This is a genomic window from Microcystis sp., from assembly GCF_048564745.1.
Taxonomy (GTDB): domain Bacteria; phylum Cyanobacteriota; class Cyanobacteriia; order Cyanobacteriales; family Microcystaceae; genus Microcystis; species Microcystis ichthyoblabe_A.
In genome coordinates this window covers 58770-75515 of sequence record NZ_JBLZRT010000029.1, presented here as the reverse complement: position 1 = coordinate 75515, position 16746 = coordinate 58770, and the positions used below count along the sequence as shown (strand labels likewise).

Sequence of the window (16746 nt, the reverse complement as noted above, 5' to 3'; positions counted from 1 at the left end):
CCCATTTCTCCATTTTTTTGCTTACCTCCACCTTGATTCCTTCTTTCAAAACTATACCTATCAATCGTTTCCCCTTTTTTTAAGTTTCTTCTCTTTTTGTTAAGAAAGATCCGACTAATGGATAGCTTGATAAGGGGGGATCTGACAATTTTTAACACCCACCTACTTATTAAGTGAGCAGTATTAAATAGACAAAGACATACATTTCAGCCATAGAACTATTTTGTTTAACTCTTGGAGATGTCTAATGGCATTAACAGTGCTGTCTTTTTACTGTTCACTGGTTACTGATAACTGGTTACTGATAACTGATAACTGATTTAGGCTGTTACTAGGGTTGCTTCCTTAGCTGCCATCATTTTCATCAGGTCTAACATCCGGCAGGAGTAACCCCACTCGTTATCGTACCAAGAGACGACCTTAAAGAAATTGGCATTAAGTTGAATGCCAGCTTTAGCATCAAAGATACTGGAACGGGGGTCGGTGATAAAGTCACTCGATACCACTTCCTCATCGGTATAACCGAGGATACCTTTCATCGGTCCTTCGCTGGCGGCTTTCATAGCGGCGCAGATTTCCTCGTAACTGGTGGCTTTTTCGGTTTTAAAGGTTAAATCCACCGCCGAAACGTTGGGAGTTGGCACACGGAAGGCCATACCGGTTAATTTGCCTTTTAGGGAAGGAATAACTAGGGTTACTGCTTTGGCTGCTCCCGTGGAGGAGGGGATAATATTTTGACCGGCGCCGCGACCACCGCGCCAATCTTTTTTCGATGGACCATCCACGGTGGGTTGAGTGGCGGTCATCGAGTGTACCGTGGTCATTAATCCTTCCGCTAGTCCGAAGTTATCGTTAATAACTTTGGTGATCGGGGCTAAACAATTGGTGGTACAACTAGCGTTAGAGACGATCAGATCCTTAGCGGGATCGTATTCATTATCGTTAACGCCCAGTACAATAGTACGAATTTTGTCGGGATCTTTGGTGGGTGCGGAGATAACCACCCGTTTGGCCCCGGCTTCTAGGTGTTTTCCTGCTCCTTCGGCGGTGGTAAATAAACCAGTGGACTCAACCACATAATCGGCCCCAGTTGCACCCCAGGGCAGTTGGGCGGGGTCTTTGATGGAGTAACAGGGGATAAACTTACCATCCACGACGATGCCATCTTCTTTTGCTTCTACCGTACCCTGAAAACGTCCGTGGGTGGAGTCGTATTTGAGCAGATAGGCAATATTATCGGGGGGGACGAGATCATTGATACCAACAAACTCGAAATCAGGATTTTGGATACCGGCCCTAAAAACGAGGCGACCGATACGACCGAATCCGTTGATGGCGACTCTTACTTTTGTCATGAAAAAAACTCCTTTGCAGCTGCGATAAGCTTAGGCACGATCAAGAAAAAACAATCCGAGAATTGATTAGCCTGTAGAGAATCACTATATATGCTAATCAGCTTTTATCGATCGCTAGATGAAGTATAGAAAGATTTTAAGTTTCAGTGCTTCCAAGATAAAAAATAATAAATTTGCTACCCTAGTCGTCCCCGCCACCGGCATCGAGAAAACCTGATTAGGCCTTTGTCAAAAAAGTAAAATATGATTATATAGCCTTTTGGGAAAAGTTGACATTAAAAAATCATTAAAAGCTTTCTGAGAATTTGTGGATCCCTAAGTTAAGAACATATTAATATGCCTTTAAAAGCCATTTAAAAACCCCGCCCGACTGACATAAATTCCCCTAGCCGGATTGGCAAAATATAGCTTATTTTAATAGTTTTTTACCCTCCGAAAGGTTAGACTCTTGATTACAGTTTGAAAACTGACCGAGGGTTAACCCTCTCGATAATCTGGAGAAATTGTCTATCAACTCTCTTAATCTCATCCTTCATAGATATTGGAGAAATATTCATGGTATCCGCACCAGAAAGACCCTTAACAGAACAAAATCCCCTTTCTCAAGACGAACTCTACAAAACCCATGCCTATTGGCGCACTTGTAACTATTTAGCTGTAGGTATGATTTATCTGCGCGATAATCCCCTGCTTAAAGAACATCTTAAACCCGAACACGTTAAGTATCGTTTACTTGGTCACTGGGGAGCAAGTCCGGCCTTAAGTTTTACCTACGTTCACCTCAACCGTTTAATCAAAAAATACGACCTCGATATGATTTTTATGGCCGGTCCCGGCCATGGGGCGCCGGGGGTACTCGGTCCGGTTTATCTAGAAGGAACCTATTCGGAAATTTACCCCGATAAAAGTGAAGACGAGGAAGGATTACAAAAATTCTTTAAACAATTTTCTTTTCCCGGTCACATCGGCAGTCACGTCACCCCCGAAACCCCTGGTTCTATCCATGAGGGCGGCGAACTAGGTTATAGTGTTTCCCATGCCTACGGTTCTGTTTTTGACAATCCCGACCTAATTACGGCCGTGGTGGTGGGTGATGGGGAAGCAGAAACCGGCCCCCTTGCCACCGCATGGCACTCGAATAAATTCCTTAACCCGATTCGCGATGGTGCGGTACTGCCAATTTTAAACTTAAACGGTTATAAAATCGCTAATCCCACCATTCTCTCCCGTATTTCGACGCACGAGTTAGAAAGTCTCTTTGTCGGTTACGGTTACACTCCCTACATCGTCGAATGTAAGGAAGATGAAGACCTGCTGCACTGCCATCAAAAAATGGCCGCTACCCTAGAACACTGTATCAATCAGATTCGCTCCTATCAACAGGAAGCTCGCAGCACGGGTATTGCTAAACGTTACCCCTGGCCGATGATTATCCTCCGGTCTCCCAAGGGTTGGACGGGCCCGAAAAATGTTGATGGTCATAAAGTAGAAGGATTCTGGCGCGCTCACCAAGTCCCCATGGGGGCCATGCAGGAAAACCCCGAACACTTGAGAAAATTAGAGGAGTGGATGAAAAGCTATAACCCGGAGGAATTATTTGACTATACCACGGGTAAATTTAAGCCAGAATTTAAAGAACTGGCTCCTAGGGGTCATCGTCGCATGAGTGCTAACCCGCACGCTAACGGCGGATTGGTGCGTAAAGACCTAAAAATGCCCGATTTTCGTCAATATGCCGTAGATGTCACCCACCCGGGCCAGGTGGAAGCGGAAAACACGGGAGTGATGGGGGTATTTTTGCGGGATGTAATGCGAAATAATATGACTAATTTTCGCGTTTTTGGTCCCGATGAAACTGCTTCTAATCGTTTAGCGGCTCTCTATGAAGTGACTAAAAAAGCTTGGTTAGCCGATACCTATCCGGAGGATTTAGATGGTAGCCAATTATCTCCCGATGGTCGGGTGATGGAGATGCTGAGTGAACATACTTTAGTCGGTTGGTTAGAGGGTTATTTATTATCCGGTCGTCACGGTTTATTTCACTCCTACGAGGCTTTTGCTCATGTTATTGATTCCATGTTCAACCAACACGCTAAATGGCTCGATATCTGCAAAAATCATGTGCCTTGGCGTGCTTCTGTTTCCTCTTGGAATCTGTTATTATCCTCGGTGGTTTGGCGGCAGGATCATAATGGTTTTAGTCACCAAGACCCCGGTTTTATCGATTTAGTAACCAATAAAAGTGCCGACGTGGTGCGGGTTTATCTTCCCCCCGATGGTAACTGTTTATTAAGTGTGGCTAACCACTGTCTCAAGAGCAAGGATTACACTAATATTATCGTTGCTGATAAACAGAAACACCTGCAATACTTGACCATTGAAGAAGCAATTAAGCACTGCACCAAAGGTATCGGTATTTGGGATTGGGCTAGTAACGATGATGACGGAATCAATCCCGATGAACCAGATGTAATTATGGCTTGCTGTGGGGATATTATCACTAAAGAATCTTTAGCAGCAACGGCAATTCTGCGGGAGGAATTCCCTTACTTAAAAGTTCGCTTTATCAATGTGGTTGATCTGTTTAAATTACAGTCTGAAAGTGAACATCCTCATGGTTTATCAGAACGGGATTTTGATAGTTTATTTACCCCTGATAAGCCAATTATCTTTAATTTCCACGGTTATCCTTGGCTGATTCATAAACTTACCTACCGTCGCAGTAATCAAGAACGTATTCATGTGCGCGGTTACAAAGAAGAAGGGAATATTAATACTCCCCTAGAATTAGCGATTCGTAACCAAGTTGATCGTTTTCATCTAGTAATTGATGTGATTGATCGCGTGCCAAAATTAGGTTCTGCTGCCGGTCATGTGAAAGAACGAATGAAAAATGCCATTATCGATAATCTCGATTATGCTTTTACCAATGGCATCGATAAGGACGAGATTACTAACTGGAAATGGCCCTATTAATTAGGCTAGAAAGTGGTTTAGGTGATGATAATTTATTAGTTTATCGATAAATTTCATCTTCCTATTCCACCTAAATAAAATATTATTTGAGTTTAATTATGGTGCAATTAATAGAGTTTGTATATAGCGGTTTTCACAGAAGTTAGTCCCGATTGAAACACTGAAATGCCTATCTATCAAGGGATTTACCATAGCAATTCAGTTTGAGATGTCAATGCGGAGAATGAGTAAGTCTAACTCATACCAATTCTCCAAAATCTGACTAAAAAAATTTTCATCCCCCCAGCATCTCCATCCCTGTTAAAAAAAAGGGAAAAAGGGGGACTTAAATTCGATGATTTGATCTGTAATTTCTCTGGGCAAAAATTGCTATTAACTACCCGGAGGGGGAATTACAGGAATTTCGATACCGTCCGGCGCTAAGGGGGGAGGTGTGGGGGTTTGTTCTGGCTGGTCAACAGGTTCAGGTGTACTAACTAAGGGGATATTTTCCACCACGGGAAGACGGGGAGTGATTGGTTGGGAAAACAGCGCTTGAATTGCCGCTTTTCTGGTTTCTGGAGGTTCCAAAGCTTGCTGCCAGAGACTTTCATAAAAGAAGAAAATCACCCCTAAACCCCGTTGACGAGCAGCCAATACCTTTTCTTCAATAAAGGGTAGGGCAATCGGTCGATTGCGTAAACCGGTTAAAACCCCCACACCGGTGGGGATAGTTTGCTGGGTTTCTTGAATTTCGGGACGCTCTAATTGTTTGAGAAAACTGGGCAGATCGGGACGATAAACCTGTACGATTAACTCATCGACTAATCCTTGCCGCACCCAAGCGAGCCAATCCTGTAAATGACCATTATAGGCGAATTCGTAGGGATTAGGGGCGATCGAAAGCAGTATATTCGGTTTAATTGCCTGAATTGATTCTTTGAGATTAGCCAGAAAAGCGGTGATTTTATCGGCCCGCCATTTTGTCCATTCGGGATCCCGGGGGTTAGCTGGAGGTGTTTTTTCCGTTTCCTGTTGATAAAGGGCGATAGTATAGGGATCATAGCCGAATTCGTTAGGTAAACTCAGATGATCGTCGAATTGGATGCCGTTAATATCGTATTGTCCCACTACTTCCAAGACTAATTCCCGCAGAAAATTCTGCACCTCGGGACGGAAAGGGTTCAACCACACCACCTCACCGGCTGCCCCCACCCAAGTGGTCCCTCCGTCGCGTTTTTGGGTTAACCAGTCTTGATGTTTTAAAGCTAATTCTGAGGTGGGAGGAGCCATAAATCCGAATTCAAACCAAGGAATGACTAATAATCCCCTGCCACGGGTTTGTTCCACCATTTCTGCCAAGATATCTTGTCCCTGCGCTCCCGTAGGCACAAAAGGCTGTATTCCTTCCCGTTGAGCAATCGCACTCGGATAGAGAGCATAACCGGAATTCCAGACCACGGGATAGATAGCATTAAAATTAAGATTAACTAATTGCTCGATCGCCTGTTGTCGTTTATCCCTGTCCATCAGCATGGCTGTGTCGTTGGTGGTAATCCAAACACCGCGGATATCGCCATCCCGACTTTGAGAGAAAGCAGCAGAAAAATAGCCTAAGAGTAGGACTATTAGAAAAGATGCTAAAAATAGTAGTATGGGGAGCTTTTTAAGAATTTGCCGCCAAGCACTGGTCGGAATTAGAAAAGTCATTTCTTTAAGGTGAAGATTAACGGTTTTAACTGGCTATAATACCAGCTTTGCTCAACTCTTTCAGGCTAGATTGACCCAAAATATATATTTACCTATTTCTTCACTCGCGACAATTGACCTTGACGATAAAAATCATCACGACGAACATCGAATTGCTTTAAGGCAAGTAATAACCGATTGGAAGGACGAAAAAGAAATAAGTTGACCCCTGGAATTTCTAGGACTTCTTTTAACTTATCGGTATCGGGGTTAGTGGTAGTCAGAAAGTATTGTACATCAGCATTAAGACGATAATTAAGGGAAAGCAAATCACCTAAGTTAGTCCAGTCATTACCTTCGTCGCTGATAATAATGGCATTGGGTACAGCATTGATTTTTCTGGCAACTTCGCCATTCCAATAACTAGGAACTTTTGCCCAACTGGTTTCGGAAAGAGCATTATTAAAGTTCGATATTATACTAGCAGTTAACAAAAAAGTCAAGATAATTTTACCTAAAATTTTACCTTGATTAAGCAATTGTGACAAGAAAAAAGCCACAGTTATATAGATAGTGGGAAAGGTGGCAATTAGATAACGGGTGACAGTTGATCTAGTGGTGGTCAAAATTAGATCGGGAATGACTAAAGCTAGGAAAGGTACTAGGGTTGAGGTAATCAGAAAAGTAAAAGCTATGGGGTTATTGTAGCGATAAACTCGATAAAAAGCATAGATAGTTAAGATTAAAAAAAACAGTCTATATATATAGGTGAAGATGTTATTAAAACCAAAATCGCTATCGCTAAATGGAGAAGTAAAAGTTAAGAGCCATAATTTACCGAACAATCCCCAATCGAGATAGTTAACGGCAGCCCAACTGGTGGAGTTAAAGGCCCTTTGAGAGTTAGTTAAAAAAACCCGTAACCAGGGTATATATAAAATTATCATTGTTAACCCAGATAACAGGAAAAATATCAAGTTATTTTTTCGCTCTGGTTTCATAACAAGATACCAAATTATCAAGGTTGCTTGAGCAAATAAGTTGAGAATAAAAAAGAGATGGGTGTAGAGTCCGAGAGTATTAGATAAGGTATATAAAGACCAATTAACAAGAGTTCTTTTTTTGAGGCATTTTAACAGCATTAATTGACTGATTATCGTTAACAAAACTAAAAGACTATACTGACGAGACATTTGAGCAAATATTATATCAACTGGAGAGAGTGCCAATAAAATTACTGCTAAAATTGCCGTTAACTTTGACGCAAATAATTCTAGGGATAGATAGTAAATAAATGGCAGGGAGAGAAGACTAAAAACAATCGCTAAACTGCGGGAAGAAACGGGAGAAAAACCGAATATTTTTTCCCAATAGCGAGAGATCATAAAGTATAAAGGTGGGTGTTGAGGGTCTTCTTTAGCGAGAGATTTAATCGTATCAAAAACATTGCTTTCGGGTTTCAGTTGTTGAAATTTTCCTAATTCTGTGGTAGATAAAAGACGGTTTTGAAAGATAGTATCGGCGATTTCCTTTGCTTGATAACCAGTGGTTCTAATGGTGGTGTAGGATTCATCATGCCAATAGATTTTTTTATCGATATTTGCGAAACGAAAAACCACACCGAGAGTTAGGATAATTGCCAAAAGTATTAAGAGCCAATTGGGAGTTTTATAATTAATATTTGCTTTCATTTTAATAATTAGAGCGACTTTGTTTAAGATTGAGAAACTTGGTAAATTCCGGTTGAAAAAGTAGCTTAATTGTGCCGGTGGGACCGTTACGGTGTTTAGTAATAATTACTTCGGCCACACCTCGATCGGGACTATCGGGGTTATAATATTCATCTCGGTATAACATCATAATTAAATCCGCATCCTGTTCGATACTATTATGGACGATGATATTATTGGCAATAAAGTTATGCAATTTATCTACTGTTAAATCATACACTTCTGTCTCTCCATCCGCTTGAATTGCCATAACTTCATCCCAATTAAAAGTTAGGTCTGAATTACTCAGAGAGCGAGGTAAAGCGATATAATTACCAATATTTAATTCATCTAATCTTTGCCAACCGTGGACAGTCAAAAATTTATGATTGGCTGTAGTTCTAATCGTGCGACCTAAACGAGTTGTTAATCGAAAAACTGGCTTAAATCCTGTGGAAAAGACCTTAGTTACCAGTGCTTTTTCTAATTTCATTGTTTCCTCATTAAGAGCAAAAACCGTAAAATTAGAGCAATTCACTAACTCACAAATTGGCACTTTAGCACGAGGATCGGCTAACTCAACTAAACTATCACCCGCTAAACATCCCGACTCGCGTAAATCGGACATCATCGGTCTTTTATTATTGCGAGATTCCACAGCGCGACTTAACTGAGAAAGAGCAATTACTGGAGCATGAATTTCTCTCGCTAAACCCTTAAGACTGCGGGTGATTTTAGAAATTTCCTGAACGCGATTATCACCTCCACCTTCCATTAATTGCAGATAATCGATTAAAACTAAGCCCATTTGTCCCTTTTTTTCTGCCTGTAAACGCCGCACTTGGGAACGCATTTGAAGCACACTTAAATTGGCACTATCATCGATATACATGGGCAAATTTAATAACTTTTCTAGTCCCCCAAGAACCTTCTCTAAATCATTTTGTCCTAAACGGCCCGAGCGAATCCGATTACTTTCGATTTTAGCCTCATTCGATAACAAACGTTGGGCTAATTGTTCCTTGGACATCTCCAAACTAAAGACAGCCACAGGTAAATTCTGTTGAGCGATATTATAGGCAATATTAAGAGCAAAAGAAGTTTTTCCCATGGAAGGCCTACCGGCGATAATAACTAAATCCGAGGGTTGTAAACCACTGGTCATCGCATCGAGATCATAAAATTGAGTTTCGATACCGGGTAGAGTGGTCGTCTCCTGCATTTTCTCAATTTCATTAAAAGTTTCAATTAAAGTATCCCCCAGAAAAATTAAACCCTCCTGGGGTCGTTTTTGGGTGAGACGAAAAATCTTTTGTTCCGATTCATCGAAAACATTTTCTAATTCTAGCGTCGTATCCCTGGCTAACTCGATAATTTCTCCCCCCGTGGAAATTAACTGACGACGCATATATTTATCCATCACTAATTCAGCATAGCGATCGATGTTGGCAGCCGAGACAGTGCGCTCAATTAATTGTAACAATCGCGGCATTCCCCCGATTTCTTCCAGCAGATGATTATCCTGTAACCAACTGCTAACCGTCATTAAATCCGTCGGTTTTCCCTTCCCTTGTAAGGCAAGTGCCGCACGATAAATATCTTGATGGGTTTTCACATAGAAAGCTTCTGGAATTAAAAAATCACTGATTCTACCTAACGCTTTTGGATCTAGTAAAATACCACCTAAGATAGATTCTTCCGCTTCAATATTTTGGGGGGGGAGGGATTGATCGCTAATCATTGTCAATGCTGACCGTGCTTTATCATTAATTATAGTCAGTTTCACCCTAATTAAATACAAATGTTCAGGTTAATGATAGGATTCAGTATTCAGGAGTCAGGAGATTGTTTTTATTTATTCTCCCCACATCCCCACATCCCCACATCCCCACACCCCACACCCGTTCGGCTGAGCTCACGGCCGAAGCCCACACCCCTTTTAAACAGGATTTAGTATGACTTTAATTGACTCCTCGGCGCTCTCCCCGGCCGTTTACTTTATTGGTGCGGGTCCCGGAGATCCCGAATTATTGACGGTAAAAGCCTATAAAATTCTCCAAAAAGCCGATGTTATCCTCTTTGCTGATTCCCTCGTCCCCAAACAGATTCTTGAGGATACCCGTAAAGATGCCGAGTTAATTCCCACCAGTAGCATCACCCTAGAAGAAATTATCCCTTTAATGATCGATCGCGTGCGTCGGGGTTTAGCGGTGGTGCGACTGCAATCGGGGGATTTAAGTCTCTATAGTGCCATCCAAGAACAAATTGAGCTTTTGACAGCAGCAGATATCCCCTTTCAGCTAATCCCCGGAATTAGTGCCTTTCAAGGATTAGCGGCTAAATTGGCCCTAGAATTAACGATTCCGGAATTAGTCCAGACAATTATTCTAACCCGGGTGGAAGGAAAAGCCTCTCCCATGCCAGAAAGTGAAGAATTAGCCTCTTTAGCCGCTCATAAAGCCAGTTTATGCCTATATTTAGCCGCCCGTCACGTTGACAAAGCCCAGGAAAAACTCCTAAAATACTATCCGGCAGAGCAACAGGTGGCCATTTGTTTCCGTCTCGGTTGGCCCGACGAAAAAATCTGGGTTGTCCCCCTGTCAGAGATGGCCCAACTAACCCATCGAGAAAATTTAACTAGAACTACCCTTTATCTCATTAGTCCCGCTTTAAACCAGATTACAGGAACTCGATCGCAACTTTATCACCCGCAACACTCCCATCTTTTCCGTCCTCATTCTTAGGTATTTTCTGGGAAGTCTATCGAAAGAAACACTAGGTTTCTACCTAAAGATAGATTTAAAGAGCGGCGATTTTGTTTAAAATCGCAGTAGGAGGTAGGACAATTTTAAAAACGTTTAAAATTCGTCTAACAATCCATGCACAGCTGCCCTATGTGTTCGGGAATTACCCTTCGTCACCTTGTGGTTGGTCGTGCCTACTGGTATTGTCCTCACTGTCGTCAGGAGGTTCCTAACTTCCTTGATTGCTCTAGTCCTGCCAAGGTAAAGGTAGAGCGAGTTAGAGCGAGAAAAACAGTCTAGATTTTCAAGTTGGTAGATGGCAATAAGACCTGTGGGATGTGTTAATTTTTAACCCATCCCACTTTACCTATCTATACATCCCGAGGATTGAGATGGCTCATTTCCCAAGTCACATAGGTACCGATCGGACTCCAAATCAGGTAGGGTAAGAGTAGGATGCCCGCCCAAGAAGAAACAGGGAAAACCAATAGCGCCAGAAGACAACCCAAGAAAAAACCCGTACCTCCGATAATCGTTCCCGCTTTGAGACTGCGTAGTTTACAGGTGACGGGAGTATAGGCAGTAATAGTCAATTCCACCAACAGATAAAAAGCCATCAAAAACCAGCGATTAGCCGGTTGAGCTTCCCAGACTAAATAAGCAGAAATTGCCCCACAAATATAGATAATTGTCCAGATAAGAGGGATTAATCCTTCAAAGGTTAACCAATCGGGACGACGCAATCGCGCAAACCAACGCACATCGCGAGAATTGAGTAATCCCCCAGCTAACGCTACCAAAAATCCGACGACACCGATAAGCAACCAAGAGGGAATCATCATTTTTAGCTATCCTCCGCTAATTTTGGCTTTGTAACCCGATTCAACGAGAATTTGTAGGATCTTTTGGCGATGATCTCCTTGGATCTCAATGGTATTTTCTTTAACTGTACCACCCGTTCCGCAAGCAGTTTTTAACTGTTTTAATAATTTCGTCAGAGTTTCGGTTTGGCATTGAAAACCTGTAACCATGGTAACGGTTTTTCCCGCACGACCAGATCGGGAGGTTTGTACTCGCAAATTCTGCTGATTTGGGGGTAATTCAGGGATGGAACGCTCAAAAGCTTGAGAATTGCTTTGATCTCCAAATTCCTGATAGGCAATCCGGTTTTTTTCTTTTGATTTACTCATATAGCAATTATCATACTGGGTTTGGGGTTTGGGGGTTGGGGGTTTTTCAGTGATCAGTAAACAGTAATCAGTGAACTGAAAACCAGCATCTGATAACTGATAACTGATAACTGATAACTGATAACTGATTCAAAGCTGACTGCTGATAGCTCTTAATTGGTTGGACTGGCAGCGCATTTGATTAAGTTCAGCTGCCGACATTCGATCGAGATGACCTAAAATCATATTAACTCGACCTTGGAATTTTAATTTTTCTCGATGTCGTGCCAAAAAATCCCAGTAAAGAAAGTTAAAAGGACAGGCAAACTCCCCGACTCGTTCATTTTTTTTATACAGACAACCCCGACAATAATCACTCATTTTATCAATATAGTTGGCCGAGGCGGCGTAGGGTTTGGAAGCGAGAATTCCCCCATCGGCAAATTGTCCCATTCCCAGTACATTAGTCTGCATTACCCAATCGTAGGCATCGATAAAAACACTATGAAACCAGTTTTCAATCTCTTGGGGAGAGCAACCAAAAATTAAGGCAAAATTGCTCAAAATCATTAATCTTTGAATATGATGGGCATAACCGGTATTTTCCACCTGTGATAATACTTGTTTGAGGCAATTCATCTCGGTTTGGTTACTATCCCAAAAGAAAGCCGGTAAGGGTTGTTGATGCTCAAACCAATTATGATTAGCGTAATCTTCTCCCAGATAATGATAAATACCCTGCATATATTCCCGCCATCCCAACACCTGACGGATAAATCCTTCGATGCTATTTAGGGCTAAATTATCTTTTTTATAGGCAATTGCGGCCCCTTGAATCACTTCCAACGGCGTTAGTAATCCTAGATTCAGATAGGGGGATAATAGGGAATGCCAGAGGGTTTCTTCTCCCGTTACCATCGCATCTTGGTAGGGGCCAAAGTTGGGCAGACAATTAGTAATAAAATGCTCCAAAACCTGTAAAGCTTGTCTGCGGTTTACTGCCCAGCGAAAAGGTTTGATTTTTCCATATTTAGGAATATCTAAAGCTTCCACATCAGCGATAACCTGAAGGGTAATTTCATCGGGTTCAAACCAAAGAGGAGCAGTAGTTTTTAATCCATCTTTGGGCGGTTTGCGGTTTTGTTTATCAAAGTTCCATTGTCCTCCTATGGGTTGATTATCCTCGATTAAAATCTGCCATTTTTTGCGACTTTCTCGATAGAAATCCTCTAGTAATAGTCTTTTACGAGATTTAGCCCAATTATTAAAATCTGTCCTTGTCCAGAGAAAGTGATTATTATCAATTAGGGTTATAACACAGTCTAAATTAAGATTTTTGATTAATCTAAGAAAAGGTAAATCATTAGGCATCATAATCTGTAATTCTTTAATGCCTAATCGTTTAATCCAAGCAGATAAAATCGGTTCAAAATCTTCAGCAACTTCGTAGGTGACAGACCATCCTAAAGTTTTTAATTCTTCGGCAAAATGACGCATCGCCGACCAGATTAAAACTAATTTTTGCTGATGATAGGGTCTTTGTCGAATATGATTGTGGGATTCAATTAAAATAACTGGTGTTTCCTGTGAATAGGCTTGACGATTAGCTAAAGCCGCTTGTCCTGTCCATAATTGATCCCCTAAAATCCAAATACCAATGGTCATAATTATCTCATGGCCTCTACTATTCCGCCGTATTTTTTAGCCATAATATCCGCCATTTCCCGAGCAGAAAATTTACTGGCTTTGTCGATGCTGGGGGTAAATATACCCGTAGGGGTTAAATAATGGGTAAATACCCCGACTTTTTTGCTAATAATCCACATATTTCTTGAAGTCAAAAATCAAAAAGGGGATGGGAAGTGGGGTGTGGGCTTCGGCCGTGAGCTCAGCCGAACGGGTGTGGGGTGTGGGGAGTTTTCTCAGTGAACTGATAACTGATAACTGATAACTGATTAGGTTTTTGTCCTGAGACTTTGGGCGCTTAGATAAAGTTGCGTCCATTCTTTGACCACTTGTGTGCGTTTACAGTTTAATTCGCCAGCGATTTCCTCAAGGGTTTTACCCGCTTTTAAGCCATCGATAACGCTTTTACCCGTGGGAGAAAGGCCAGCATAGTAACTTTGCCATTGACTGAGAGTTAAGCCAAAATTATGCTCTTTCGGGCTGATTTGTAACCATTCAGCGATTAATTCTGTCCCTTCCTTGAGGGCAAAAACCTTAATCGCATGATAGCCAACTTTTTCCCGGATACGATAAATCCGTTGGACGGGAATATTCATCGCTTTGGCGATCGCATCTTGGCTTTCGCCCCCTAGATAGAGGTTAAACCAAGTCACCGCCTCCGGACTAACATTTTCCTCTAAATACTTAGCAAAACTCTCTTGAACTTTTACCCGGAGAATTTGCGCTTCTTGGGAAGTGCGTTGATCTTCGTAGGTAGCGATCGCATTTTGATCCAGTAAACTTAAGCTAGTTTCCCCCTCATCGCCACTAATTTCATCGGAGAGAATCCTGATCATTTCTTGCCGCGGCACATTAGTGATACCGCTCCTCGATTGACGACGGAGATAATTAACAAAACGATAGGCTAACAGGGGTTGATTGCGGATCGGACGCAGAGCGTATTCCTCTAGGGTGGCTAACAGCAGCTGATCACGAGTAGCTTGATCGTTGGTACAACGAGCGATCCATGCTAACTGGGATTGCAGATAGCGATCGCTATTTAACATCTCTTGAATAATTTCCTGCAAGACATCGGCCACCGCTTGCTGACGATCGCGACTTAAGGAAACCCAAGTGCGAATTTTTTGCCGGAGAGTGACACAAGCACCGAGACGATCAATCAGGTTACGATAGGCGCGGGTGGGATTAACTTTCAGATAGCGTTGCCGCAGAATTTGCCAAAGATAGACTAATCCCCGTTTAGCGATTTCTAAATCTCTCTCGTCTAAATTTTCCCAACGTTGGCTATCTTCACCGAGTAACCAATTGATAATGGTATCCCGTTGGCGATCGGTTAAGGAATCCTCTGTTTGAGAGAGGCGATCTTGCCATTGTTGCCTTAACTCGTCGATTATTGTCGTCATCGAAAAATTGAGTTCCAAACCCCGTCTTTTTAGGACGGCTTTAGTTTGAATATTAGCGCATTTACACGATATATGCTAAAACCTGAGCCATGGAGAAAGCCGATCGCACCGATTTTACCCAACACCCGACTAGAACGAACTAATCAATTAAGTCTTTGGCCAGATAATGATTTAGGGCGATTGCATCCCTGCCTAGGGTGTGTTCCCTGAAAACATGACAATTTCAAGGTTAACCAATATTTGGGAATGCACCACCCCTACCATTTATAATTCGGGAACATTTTCCTGTTCATAATTTTCTATTAATATTCCCAAAATTTCCATTAAAGAAGCAAGAGGATGATTTTCATTTTCTCCTATTTCATCTATCAAATTATCAAACATAATTACTAATTGTTCATATTCTGATTCGTTGCGAGGGATAAAGAGTATTGGCTTTAAGTTTGTCCAGGCTTGCCGTGTTTTCTCTATATCTATCGTCGGCATTTTTTTACTCCTTCCATTTGTTTTTGTCCTATTCAGCATGAGTTAAAACTTCTCGAATATATAGCGTTTTTCAGTCTGCTGAGGTACAAAAGTTATGGGTTTTAGGCAAAAGGCAAGAGGCAAAAGGCAAAAGGGAAGAAAGTAGATGTACCTCACTAGCTTAGGAAGCGCTATAAATTTTTTGTCGATTGTAATGAATCGCCGCTATGAGTCTAATCTTATTTCTGCCTATGTTAAAGACAGTCAGTTTTCCTACTTTGTCACCACTGGGGAAAATGGTTCTTAATTCTGCTATGGACTGAAATTGTCCTGTCTTTATTTTTTGATACCATTCTTTTAATGCTGATTTGGTTTCGGGATACCTTTCGGCAAATTCATTTAATTTCCTCCGACTGATAACGGGCATTTTATTAATAAATCCCGAAAATATTGCCCTTAATTAGCCTTAACTTTCTGCCCGATTGTATCGGCAGTGGTAGTGGAAACCATGGCCGCCATAACTTGTTCGGGGGAAACCGTAAAAGGCAGACGATGAATGTCCGAATTAGGCTGACAGGCAATTGCGGCCGCGTGGCGCAATTGGGCAAGGGAAACATCTTTTAATCCTAAATCCTCTAGGGATTTCGGTAAACCAATTTGTTCATAAAACTGGATTAGTTGCCCCCGGGCCGATACTGCTAATTGATTACCCAAAACTATTTCTTCTAGACGCAATTGGGCGAGAATTCCGTAGGCGACTTTTTCCCCGTGGAGCGCGTGATGGCAAGCGGGAATATGGGTTAAACCATTATGAATTGCATGGGCGGCCACGGTACGACAATTAGCGCCCCCCAAACCACCAATTACTCCGGCTAATAAAACGGTGGCATCTACCACCTGTTTCCAGTCTTCCCCGCCGATATTTTCCAGAGCCTGCGGGGATTTTTGGAAAAGGATATCCCGCAAAACCCGGGCCTGTTGGACAGCGGCAATGATCAGGGTTTCTGTGGAGTGACCGCTACTGACAGAAGCTTCGTACCATTTAGCGATCGCATCGCCAATACCGGCGATTAAGGTTCTTTTCGGGGCAGTTTGGATAATACCGTAATCGAGAATTAATAAATCCGGGCAACGGGCTAGGGACAGATCGTAAAGAAACGCCCCCGCATCGGAATAAACGTTAGATAGGGCTGTCCAAGCGGCACAGGTAGCGGCGGAGGTGGGAATCGTGGCGATCGGCAAATGGCACTGATGGGCGAGTAATTTGGCCGTATCGAGGGCCTTGCCGCCACCCACACCGATGATAAAATCTGCCTCATGACTCTTGACAGATGCCTTTAAATATGCTAAGGAATTTTCCGAACAATCGGGGGCGTAACTGTGATAGCTAGGAGTGAGATTTTTCAGGGGAGATGACAAAAAAGCTAAATTGCGATCGCCGCCAACCACGAGGGGACGTTTACCCAAATCCCCTAACTTGCCGGTGGATTCTTCTAGGGCATTGTCACCCCGAATCACTTGTGCGGGGGCGATTAACAGGGGCAAAACAGCGACAGCATTGGACATTTTTT

15 protein-coding genes are annotated in these 16746 nt (G+C 42.3%); 3 read left to right on the top strand and 12 right to left on the bottom strand.

What is annotated here, in order from left to right; translation table 11 throughout:
- Nucleotides 1–320 precede the first annotated feature (320 nt).
- The gene (gene gap, locus ACOCD9_RS04690; protein WP_002793129.1) at nucleotides 321–1355 is read right to left on the bottom strand and encodes a type I glyceraldehyde-3-phosphate dehydrogenase; all 1035 of its coding nucleotides are present in this window, start codon (nucleotides 1353–1355) and stop codon (nucleotides 321–323) included.
- Nucleotides 1356–1910: 555 nt separating this feature from the next.
- Between gap and ACOCD9_RS04685 the strand changes: the two genes are divergently transcribed.
- A complete protein-coding gene (locus ACOCD9_RS04685) occupies nucleotides 1911–4331 on the top strand; it encodes a phosphoketolase (RefSeq protein ID WP_287701508.1) in 2421 nt (806 codons plus the stop codon).
- A 372-nt stretch (nucleotides 4332–4703) separates the two neighbouring features.
- Here ACOCD9_RS04685 and ACOCD9_RS04680 read toward each other — a convergent pair whose 3' ends face one another.
- The 3 genes from ACOCD9_RS04680 to dnaB all read right to left on the bottom strand — a co-directional run bounded on the left by ACOCD9_RS04680 (nucleotide 4704) and on the right by dnaB (nucleotide 9449).
- On the bottom strand, nucleotides 4704–6020 hold the full coding sequence (locus ACOCD9_RS04680; RefSeq protein WP_419546562.1) for a family 10 glycosylhydrolase: 1317 nt from the start codon (nucleotides 6018–6020) through the stop codon (nucleotides 4704–4706).
- 92 nt (nucleotides 6021–6112) lie between these two features.
- Nucleotides 6113–7690: a glycosyltransferase family 39 protein gene (locus tag ACOCD9_RS04675; protein ID WP_287701504.1), complete on the bottom strand. Its 1578-nt coding sequence runs from the start codon at nucleotides 7688–7690 to the stop codon at nucleotides 6113–6115.
- Nucleotide 7691: 1 nt separating this feature from the next.
- Nucleotides 7692–9449: a replicative DNA helicase gene (dnaB, locus tag ACOCD9_RS04670; protein WP_287701502.1), complete on the bottom strand. Its 1758-nt coding sequence runs from the start codon at nucleotides 9447–9449 to the stop codon at nucleotides 7692–7694.
- A 214-nt stretch (nucleotides 9450–9663) separates the two neighbouring features.
- Between dnaB and cobM the strand changes: the two genes are divergently transcribed.
- Nucleotides 9664–10452 carry a precorrin-4 C(11)-methyltransferase gene (gene cobM / locus ACOCD9_RS04665; RefSeq protein ID WP_419546559.1) on the top strand — a complete coding sequence of 263 codons (789 nt, stop codon included), beginning with the start codon at nucleotides 9664–9666 and terminating at the stop codon, nucleotides 10450–10452.
- 135 nt (nucleotides 10453–10587) lie between these two features.
- The gene (locus tag ACOCD9_RS04660; RefSeq protein WP_287701498.1) at nucleotides 10588–10752 is read left to right on the top strand and encodes a hypothetical protein; all 165 of its coding nucleotides are present in this window, start codon (nucleotides 10588–10590) and stop codon (nucleotides 10750–10752) included.
- 71 nt (nucleotides 10753–10823) lie between these two features.
- On the opposite strand, the gene ACOCD9_RS04655 is transcribed toward ACOCD9_RS04660, so the two are convergent.
- From ACOCD9_RS04655 to ACOCD9_RS04620, 8 genes are all read right to left on the bottom strand, one after another.
- Nucleotides 10824–11291 (bottom strand): TspO/MBR family protein, encoded by a 468-nt coding sequence (locus tag ACOCD9_RS04655; protein WP_046661703.1) that lies wholly within the window; start codon nucleotides 11289–11291, stop codon nucleotides 10824–10826.
- Nucleotides 11292–11300: 9 nt separating this feature from the next.
- Nucleotides 11301–11642 (bottom strand): translation initiation factor, encoded by a 342-nt coding sequence (locus ACOCD9_RS04650; protein WP_061430180.1) that lies wholly within the window; start codon nucleotides 11640–11642, stop codon nucleotides 11301–11303.
- Between the two features lie 129 nt (nucleotides 11643–11771).
- Nucleotides 11772–13286 (bottom strand): cryptochrome/photolyase family protein, encoded by a 1515-nt coding sequence (locus ACOCD9_RS04645; RefSeq protein ID WP_419546558.1) that lies wholly within the window; start codon nucleotides 13284–13286, stop codon nucleotides 11772–11774.
- 2 nt (nucleotides 13287–13288) lie between these two features.
- Nucleotides 13289–13447, bottom strand: coding sequence for a hypothetical protein (locus ACOCD9_RS04640; RefSeq protein ID WP_287701492.1), 159 nt, complete (start codon nucleotides 13445–13447; stop codon nucleotides 13289–13291).
- A 129-nt stretch (nucleotides 13448–13576) separates the two neighbouring features.
- Complete coding sequence (locus tag ACOCD9_RS04635; protein WP_287701490.1) at nucleotides 13577–14710, bottom strand: HetZ-related protein 2; 1134 nt, start codon at nucleotides 14708–14710, stop codon at nucleotides 13577–13579.
- 264 nt (nucleotides 14711–14974) lie between these two features.
- On the bottom strand, nucleotides 14975–15196 hold the full coding sequence (locus tag ACOCD9_RS04630; RefSeq protein WP_288034739.1) for a hypothetical protein: 222 nt from the start codon (nucleotides 15194–15196) through the stop codon (nucleotides 14975–14977).
- 160 nt (nucleotides 15197–15356) lie between these two features.
- Nucleotides 15357–15602 (bottom strand): type II toxin-antitoxin system HigB family toxin, encoded by a 246-nt coding sequence (locus ACOCD9_RS04625; protein ID WP_419546556.1) that lies wholly within the window; start codon nucleotides 15600–15602, stop codon nucleotides 15357–15359.
- Nucleotides 15603–15631: 29 nt separating this feature from the next.
- A complete protein-coding gene (locus ACOCD9_RS04620; RefSeq protein WP_419546554.1) occupies nucleotides 15632–16741 on the bottom strand; it encodes an iron-containing alcohol dehydrogenase family protein in 1110 nt (369 codons plus the stop codon).
- Nucleotides 16742–16746: the final 5 nt, after the last annotated feature.